The sequence below is a fragment of the Acinetobacter sp. UBA6720 genome (assembly GCF_002454215.1).
In the GTDB taxonomy this organism is placed as follows: Bacteria; Pseudomonadota; Gammaproteobacteria; order Pseudomonadales; family Moraxellaceae; genus Acinetobacter.
In genome coordinates this window covers 1-6577 of the sequence record NZ_DKIK01000035.1, presented here as the reverse complement: position 1 = coordinate 6577, position 6577 = coordinate 1, and the positions used below count along the sequence as shown (strand labels likewise).

Sequence of the window (6577 nt, the reverse complement as noted above, 5' to 3'; positions counted from 1 at the left end):
CAGTTTTAATAGTATCTCCCGATTGTTTTTCTAATTTTATCTTTTTATGAGATTATGGAAATAGTTGCAAAGTTGAGCACTTTTCTCGAAATTTGGCTGCAAAATTCTATTTCTATGAATCTGTGGATGTGTTGAAAATGCGGCTAAATAGATAAAATAGATAAAATTATGCAAGCAACTGGCTGTTTGATTAAACCCTTTTGGATGGAGGGTGTTCGAAGCAAGTTTTACGACTTTTTCATCAGTTGCTCTTGGATGGCCCAGTCGATATGGACTTGCACAATATCGTTAAGCTCTGAGCGATAAGTGTGTAATTGTTGCAAAATTTCATCTGAAAATGGTGCGTTGCCCAAACCAATCGCAACATTACGCATAAAGCTTTGATAGCCTGTTCGCCGCAGAGGACTCCCTTCGGTATTTGCCATAAAGGTACTTTCATCCCATTGCCAAAGATCGAGTAGTTGAATATCGTCTAAGCCATGACGGGGGTTAAAATCATCAATTGGTGTGGTTTTAGCAAAACTATTCCACGGACAAATGAGCTGACAGTCGTCACAACCAAACACGCGGTTGCCAATACCACGGCGTAGTTCTACAGGGATAATGCCTTGGAACTCAATAGTTAAATAGGCAATGCATTTACGTGCATCTAGCAAATAAGGTTCAACAATCGCTTGAGTCGGGCAAATATCAATACATGCGCTACATGAGCCACAGTGTTTGGTCGTTGCTTGGTCAAAAGGTAACTCTAAAGAGGTAAAGAGTTCGCCTAAGACAAAAAATGAGCCTGATGTTTTATGGATGAGTAAGGTGTGTTTACCCACCCAGCCCATACCTGCATTTTCAGCCAATGATTTTTCAAAAATGGGTGCCGAGTCTGCAAAGGGGCGAGATTCAAAATCGCCAACTTTGGCTTTGATTTTCTGCGAAAGGGTCTTTAAACGTCCACGCATGACTTTGTGATAGTCACGTCCACGTGCATAACGCGCAATAATGGCACTATTTGGTGCAAAAGGCACAAGACGGGGTTCAGGCACGGCAACTAAATAATCCATACGCACACAAATAATACTTTTGGTGCCTGGAACAAGCAGGGTTGGATCTGCACGTTTTTCTAAGTTTTCAGCAAGGAAATGCATGTCACCATGATAACCAAGCTCTAAATATTTTTTAAAACGCGGCAATTCAACTTGAGCATCTGGTTTGGCGATGACACAATCAGAAAACCCCAAAGCCAGCGCCTCAGCTTTAATCCAAGCCTTAAGCTGCTCTGGATCATATTGATCTACAGGGATTTTTGAGGAAGATGTGGATGTTGTCATAACCAAGAACAAAGGAAAAATCATGCATCAGCAAGTGTACCACAGCAGCGAGATTCAAGCATGGGAAGGGCGTTGGTTCGCGCAGCAAAATAGTGCTTATGGGTTGATGCAACAAGTCGCATGGTCAACAACTGAACATATACTGCCTAGGCTTAAACAGCAGCAAGTCAAAAGCGTTGCGGTGTGTTGTGGTCAAGGCAACAATGCAGGTGACGGTTACTTAATTGCATCTTATCTAGCCGCGCAAGGTTATGATGTTGAAATTTATGCAGCGGCTTTGGGTGCATCTACATCACTGCAACAAGCACATGCAGCGGCTGTGCAACAGGGGATAGTGATTCATACAGGCTTTGCTTTTCAACGTGCTTATGATGCGTATATTGATGCTTTGTTTGGGATTGGTTTAAACCGTGAACTCAGTTCAGACTGGCAAGCAGTGATTCAGCAAATCAATAGACAAGCAGGTTTAAAAATTGCCATCGACCTTCCGAGTGGTTTACAAGCCAACACGGGGCAGGCTTTACCTTGTGCTATTGTCGCTGATTATACCTTTACGGCTCTAGGCTTAAAGGCTGGTTTGTTTACTGGTCAGGGGAAGGCTTTTGCAGGGGAAGTCACGCTTATTTCACTGCTTCCCGTAGACAGCGAATTAAAGCCTTTAGCGACACTTGCTCCACTGCATGTGCAGCTTGTACCGCGTCAAGCCTTTGGGCATAAAGGAAGTTATGGGCATGTACTTGTGATTGGAGGGCATGCACAGATGGGCGGTGCAGTGATGCTGGCTGCAGAAGCTGCCTTTCATGCGGGTGCAGGTAAGGTGACGGTGGTGTGTGATGCAAAACACCATACTGCAATTTTAGCCCGTGCACCGAATATTATGCTGCGCGATATTAACCAAATGTCGCTCCAAGAGCGTGAAGCGTTGCTGGCACATGTGGATGCAGTCAGTTTTGGTATGGGGTTGGGACGAGACTCGTGGGCTCAACAGCAGTTTGAGGCATGGTTTCCACTCATTCAGATCAGTGCTTTACAGGTGGTGCTAGATGCAGATGCCTTATGGTTTTTGGCCTCAAAGCCAGTAAAGCTTGGTAAACAGGTCTACGCAACACCGCATCCGGGAGAAGCGGCGACTTTACTGGGCATAACTACTTTGGCGGTAGAATCTGACCGCATTTCAGCTGTTTATGCTCTACAAGAAAAATATGCAGGGCAATGGGTGCTGAAAGGTTCAGGAAGCTTGATTTTAGATACGCAACTTTGGATTTGTACCGCAGGTAATCCGGGGATGGGGACAGGTGGAATGGGGGATGTATTGGCAGGCATGATTGCCAGTTTAAAAGCACAGTTGCAAGATGACATTGCGTTACATCAAATTGTGACTTTACATGCCCAAGCAGGCGACCTTTTGGCTCAGCAAGGTGAGCGTGGTTTACAAGCACAGCATATGAGTCAGGCTATTTATACGGTCGTGAACCGAGAGCATACGGTATGAAAGCAGTAAAACTAACCATATCGGGAAAAGTTCAGGGTGTCGGATATCGACGTTGGTTTGCACAACATGCTGTTGCTTTAGGCTTAAAGGGTTATGTACTGAATCGAGATTCAGGTGCAGTTGAAGCATTGCTTTTGGGTGATGATGGTACGGTTGCCGAACTGGTGAATTTTGCTAAAGTCGGGCCAACTCATGCGTTAGTCAAGGATGTAGTCATCGTAGAACTGGTTTCAGAACAGCAATCATTTACCGCTTTTGAAATACGTCGCGAATGACTAAGTATTCAAAATAAAAAAGGCGGAAGTTAAACTTCCGCCTTTTTTCTAAGCGTGTTAAATCTTAGTGATGGTGACCACCAGCACCGTGCGCATGGCCGTGCTGTAATTCGTCTTCAGTTGCATCGCGGATTTCTACGATTTCAACTTCGAAAGTTAAGTCTTGACCAGCAAGTGGGAAGTTCGCATCAACAATTACGTTTTCGCCTTCAACTGCTTTTACAGTTACGATTTGAACGCCATCATCAGTTTGAGCTTGGAACTGCATACCCGCTTGGATGTTGTCAACGCCTTGGAACATTTGCGCTGGAACTTCTTGAACAAGTTCAGGGTTGTATTCGCCATAACCTTCAGCAGCAGGAACAGTAACAGTGAATTTTTCACCTACAGTTTTGCCTAGCAATGCATTTTCTAAACCTGGGATGATGTTACCTGCGCCGTGCAAATATGCAAGTGGTTCACCTTGTGATTGGTCTAGCGTTTCGCCTTCTGCGTTAGTCAATTTGTAGTTGAAAGAAACCACGTGATCATTTGCGATAGCAGTCATGTTTTTCGTCCATTCATTTAGAATTTAAGGGGTATATCATAAAGTGAAAAGCAGCTTTTGTAGACTAAATTTAGTAAAAAACTGCATTTTCCACGTTCTTATGGCGTTTTTTTATTAGTGGGGACACATTTTTAGATTTCAATGCAATTTTATTTTTGGACCGACTTTTTTATTCATCAGATCCTTTGCGGTCATTAATCCAGCTTGAGTATAACCATGTAGGGTCGCTTGATGGAGTCGATATAAAGAAACATACATGGATTTTGCCAGCACGCCTTGCACATTGACTTGTCCAAGGAGTTCGCCGACTGCTTTATATTGGCTGAGGGAAACCAAAGAACCTTTGTCAGAAAATTTAAACATCGGCAAAGACTGACCGTGAATGCGCGCTTTGAGCGCTCGAACCAAAAAGGCAGCTTGTTGACTAGCCACTTGGGCGCGTGGGCCAAGAACTGGTTCATCGGCAGCAGGTTGGCAGTGCGCACAGTCTCCAAAGGCAAAAATATTGGGATCAGTACGAGTTTGCAATGTCGCGTAGACGATTAAGCGACCAATCTTATCTTTTTGGAAACTTTCAAGGCTATTTAAAACTTGAGGTGCTTTAATACCTGCCGCCCAAACTTTTAAATCAGCATCAATTTGTTGACCATCGGCAAAATAAATATGGTCTTTATCTAATTTTGCAACACGGTGATGAGTGAGGACTTCAACACCAAGCTTTTCCAATTGCGCATGAGTGTGATTTGCCATTTTGGTGGATAGGGCGGGAAGAAGACGATCCGCTGCTTCAATCAAGGTGACTTTCACTTTGTTTGGGTCAATTTTATTGAGACCGTATTTAAAAAAGGTGCTTTTCGCATGGACCAATTCGGCAGCAAGCTCAACTCCTGTGGCACCTGCACCAATAATAGCAATATTGAGTGCACGTGTTTCGGGACGGTTTTGTGCATCTAAATACAAATGTAGAAGGTCTTGCTGGAAAATTTCAGCTTGTTGGCGACTGTCGAGGAAATGGCAGTAATGTTTAGCGCCTTCGGTCGCAAAGTCGTTAGAGGTCGAACCAACTGCAAGGACTAAGCTGTCGTAGTTGAGTTCAAACTGCGTGGTTTCACTGCTTTGTTTGGCATATTGGCGTGCTTCAAGTTTTACTTGTTTATGTTCTTGGTCTAAGCCGACAAAACGACCCAAAACAAACTCATAATGATGTTTAGAGGCATGGGCAAAGTAATTGATTTCTTCAACACTAGGGTTGAGTGTACCAGCCGCAATTTCATGTAATAACGGTTTCCAGATATGCGTCAGGTTTTGATCGACAAGGGTGATTTTTGCTTGTTTGGATTTTCCTAAGCTGTCTCCGAGTTGTGTTGCTAACTCTAGACCACCTGCACCGCCACCAATAATGACAATATGGTGTGGCACTTGTTCTGTTTGTACAGCCATATGAAGCAACCTATTTTATTATTAAAAAAAAGAAGATGACATTGAATATGCCATCTTCTTGATTTAATGATAATTAGATTGTCTTACAAGTTACATAAAGTATAAAACTCAAGATATGTTTTAAACCTAGCCTAGAGTATAGGTTTTGGCCTGAGGTTCATCGCTCGATAAAAATGGAAACAGATTTTTGAACCAGATCATGAGTCTCTGGAAAATATTGGCTTCTTCAATATGTACGTCATCTTCTATAGTAAAAGTTTGAATAAGCTGGTTATTTTGATAAACCTGAACTTTAGCCAGTTGCATTACTTCTGCAAGTGGTGCAGTTAGTTTGTTCTGTAAAACTTCTATATTAAAATGTGTTTTAGTCGATTCTAAAGGTGCGATCGGTTGGATTGTACCATTGCCTGTATTGAGCATAATACGTTGATTGGTTTGATCAAAGGCATGTAAATCAATTGCATAAGGTTGATCGTACAATGATGTGGTCACAATTTTCGGTTGTTTGCTTTCGACTTTGAAAATTTTCAAAGTTGATTTGACAACGGGAAGTTCCGCAATGATTTGTTTATCCTTCAGCGCAACTTCGTTGCGTGTGTAGGTATAAGACAAATTCATGAGATTGTGCGCAACCTCTGCACGTTTTGCTGCACTTTGCGTTCCTAATACAATCACCACCAAACGACGGTTTGGGTTTTCAGGGTTCATTGTTGGGCGGTTCGCTGTTAGGGCTAGGTTATATCCCGCTGCTTTGGTATAACCCGTTTTTAAGCCATCGACTGTTGGGTCTTGTTTTAACAGAAGATTGGTCGCACGGTGAAAGCGTTGGTTATAACTAAAACTTTGCTGTTTTGAATAGTACAAATAGTCGGGTGTTTCATTCACTAAGGCTTGACCTAACAGCGCTAAGTCATGTGCAGTCGAATAGTGTTCGGGCATGGTAATACCTGCTGGGTTCTGAAAATGTGTTTCAGTCATTCCCAGTGCTTTGGCTTCTTGGTTCATTCGTGCCACAAAGTGAGGAATATCACCAGAAATACGTTCTGCCAAAGTCACCGCTGCATCATTGGCCGACATCACCACTAAACCCGCTAAAAGCTGATCAACTGAAATCTGTTCACCTTGTTTTAAATACATTTGCGACTCATCCCACATCACCGTACTAACCACAGGTGTCGCGGTAAGAATTTCGCTTTTGTTTAGTTTTCCTGCATTAATTTCTTTCAGTGCAATGTAGGCAACCATCATTTTGGTAAGTGAAGCAGGAGCACGCTGCACATGACTATTGTGTTCTGCAATGACTTGCCCTGATTGGCTGTCAAAAACGGTCCAAGCTTGAGCTTCAACTGTTTCAGGAACAATGTTGAGCAATGCGGCTTGAGTGAAACTTGAACACAAGGCGAAGAGTGTAGCGATAAAGTAGATGACAGCTTTCAATGAAATTCCCTAACTAAGCCATTCCGTGACTTTTAAACCGAAAACAGCTGCAAATGCTATGCCT

The 6577-nt window shown here is 43.0% G+C and carries 6 protein-coding genes; 2 read left to right on the top strand and 4 right to left on the bottom strand.

The features are described 5' to 3' along the window. Positions 1 to 227 precede the first annotated feature (227 nt). Entirely contained in the window at positions 228 to 1322 is a 1095-nt protein-coding gene (gene queG, locus B4F08_RS03075) for a tRNA epoxyqueuosine(34) reductase QueG (protein WP_291373088.1), read from the bottom strand. 22 nt (positions 1323 to 1344) lie between these two features. Here queG and B4F08_RS03070 point away from each other — a divergent pair, with 22 nt between their 5' ends. Both B4F08_RS03070 and B4F08_RS03065 read left to right on the top strand, forming a co-directional pair. Further along, positions 1345 to 2814 carry an NAD(P)H-hydrate dehydratase gene (locus B4F08_RS03070; protein ID WP_291373086.1) on the top strand — a complete coding sequence of 490 codons (1470 nt, stop codon included), beginning with the start codon at positions 1345 to 1347 and terminating at the stop codon, positions 2812 to 2814. Beyond that, positions 2811 to 3089: an acylphosphatase gene (locus tag B4F08_RS03065; RefSeq protein ID WP_291373084.1), complete on the top strand. Its 279-nt coding sequence runs from the start codon at positions 2811 to 2813 to the stop codon at positions 3087 to 3089. The genes B4F08_RS03070 and B4F08_RS03065 overlap by 4 nt, the downstream gene beginning before the upstream one ends. A gap of 64 nt (positions 3090 to 3153) precedes the next feature. Here the strand turns inward: B4F08_RS03065 and B4F08_RS03060 are convergent, their stop codons facing one another. From B4F08_RS03060 to B4F08_RS03050, 3 genes are all read right to left on the bottom strand, one after another. Continuing rightward, the gene (locus tag B4F08_RS03060; RefSeq protein ID WP_058951812.1) at positions 3154 to 3636 is read right to left on the bottom strand and encodes an FKBP-type peptidyl-prolyl cis-trans isomerase; all 483 of its coding nucleotides are present in this window, start codon (positions 3634 to 3636) and stop codon (positions 3154 to 3156) included. A gap of 138 nt (positions 3637 to 3774) precedes the next feature. Continuing rightward, entirely contained in the window at positions 3775 to 5076 is a 1302-nt protein-coding gene (locus B4F08_RS03055; RefSeq protein ID WP_086210216.1) for an NAD(P)/FAD-dependent oxidoreductase, read from the bottom strand. A gap of 126 nt (positions 5077 to 5202) precedes the next feature. Continuing rightward, the gene (locus B4F08_RS03050; protein ID WP_086210215.1) at positions 5203 to 6513 is read right to left on the bottom strand and encodes a D-alanyl-D-alanine carboxypeptidase PBP6B; all 1311 of its coding nucleotides are present in this window, start codon (positions 6511 to 6513) and stop codon (positions 5203 to 5205) included. Positions 6514 to 6577: the final 64 nt, after the last annotated feature.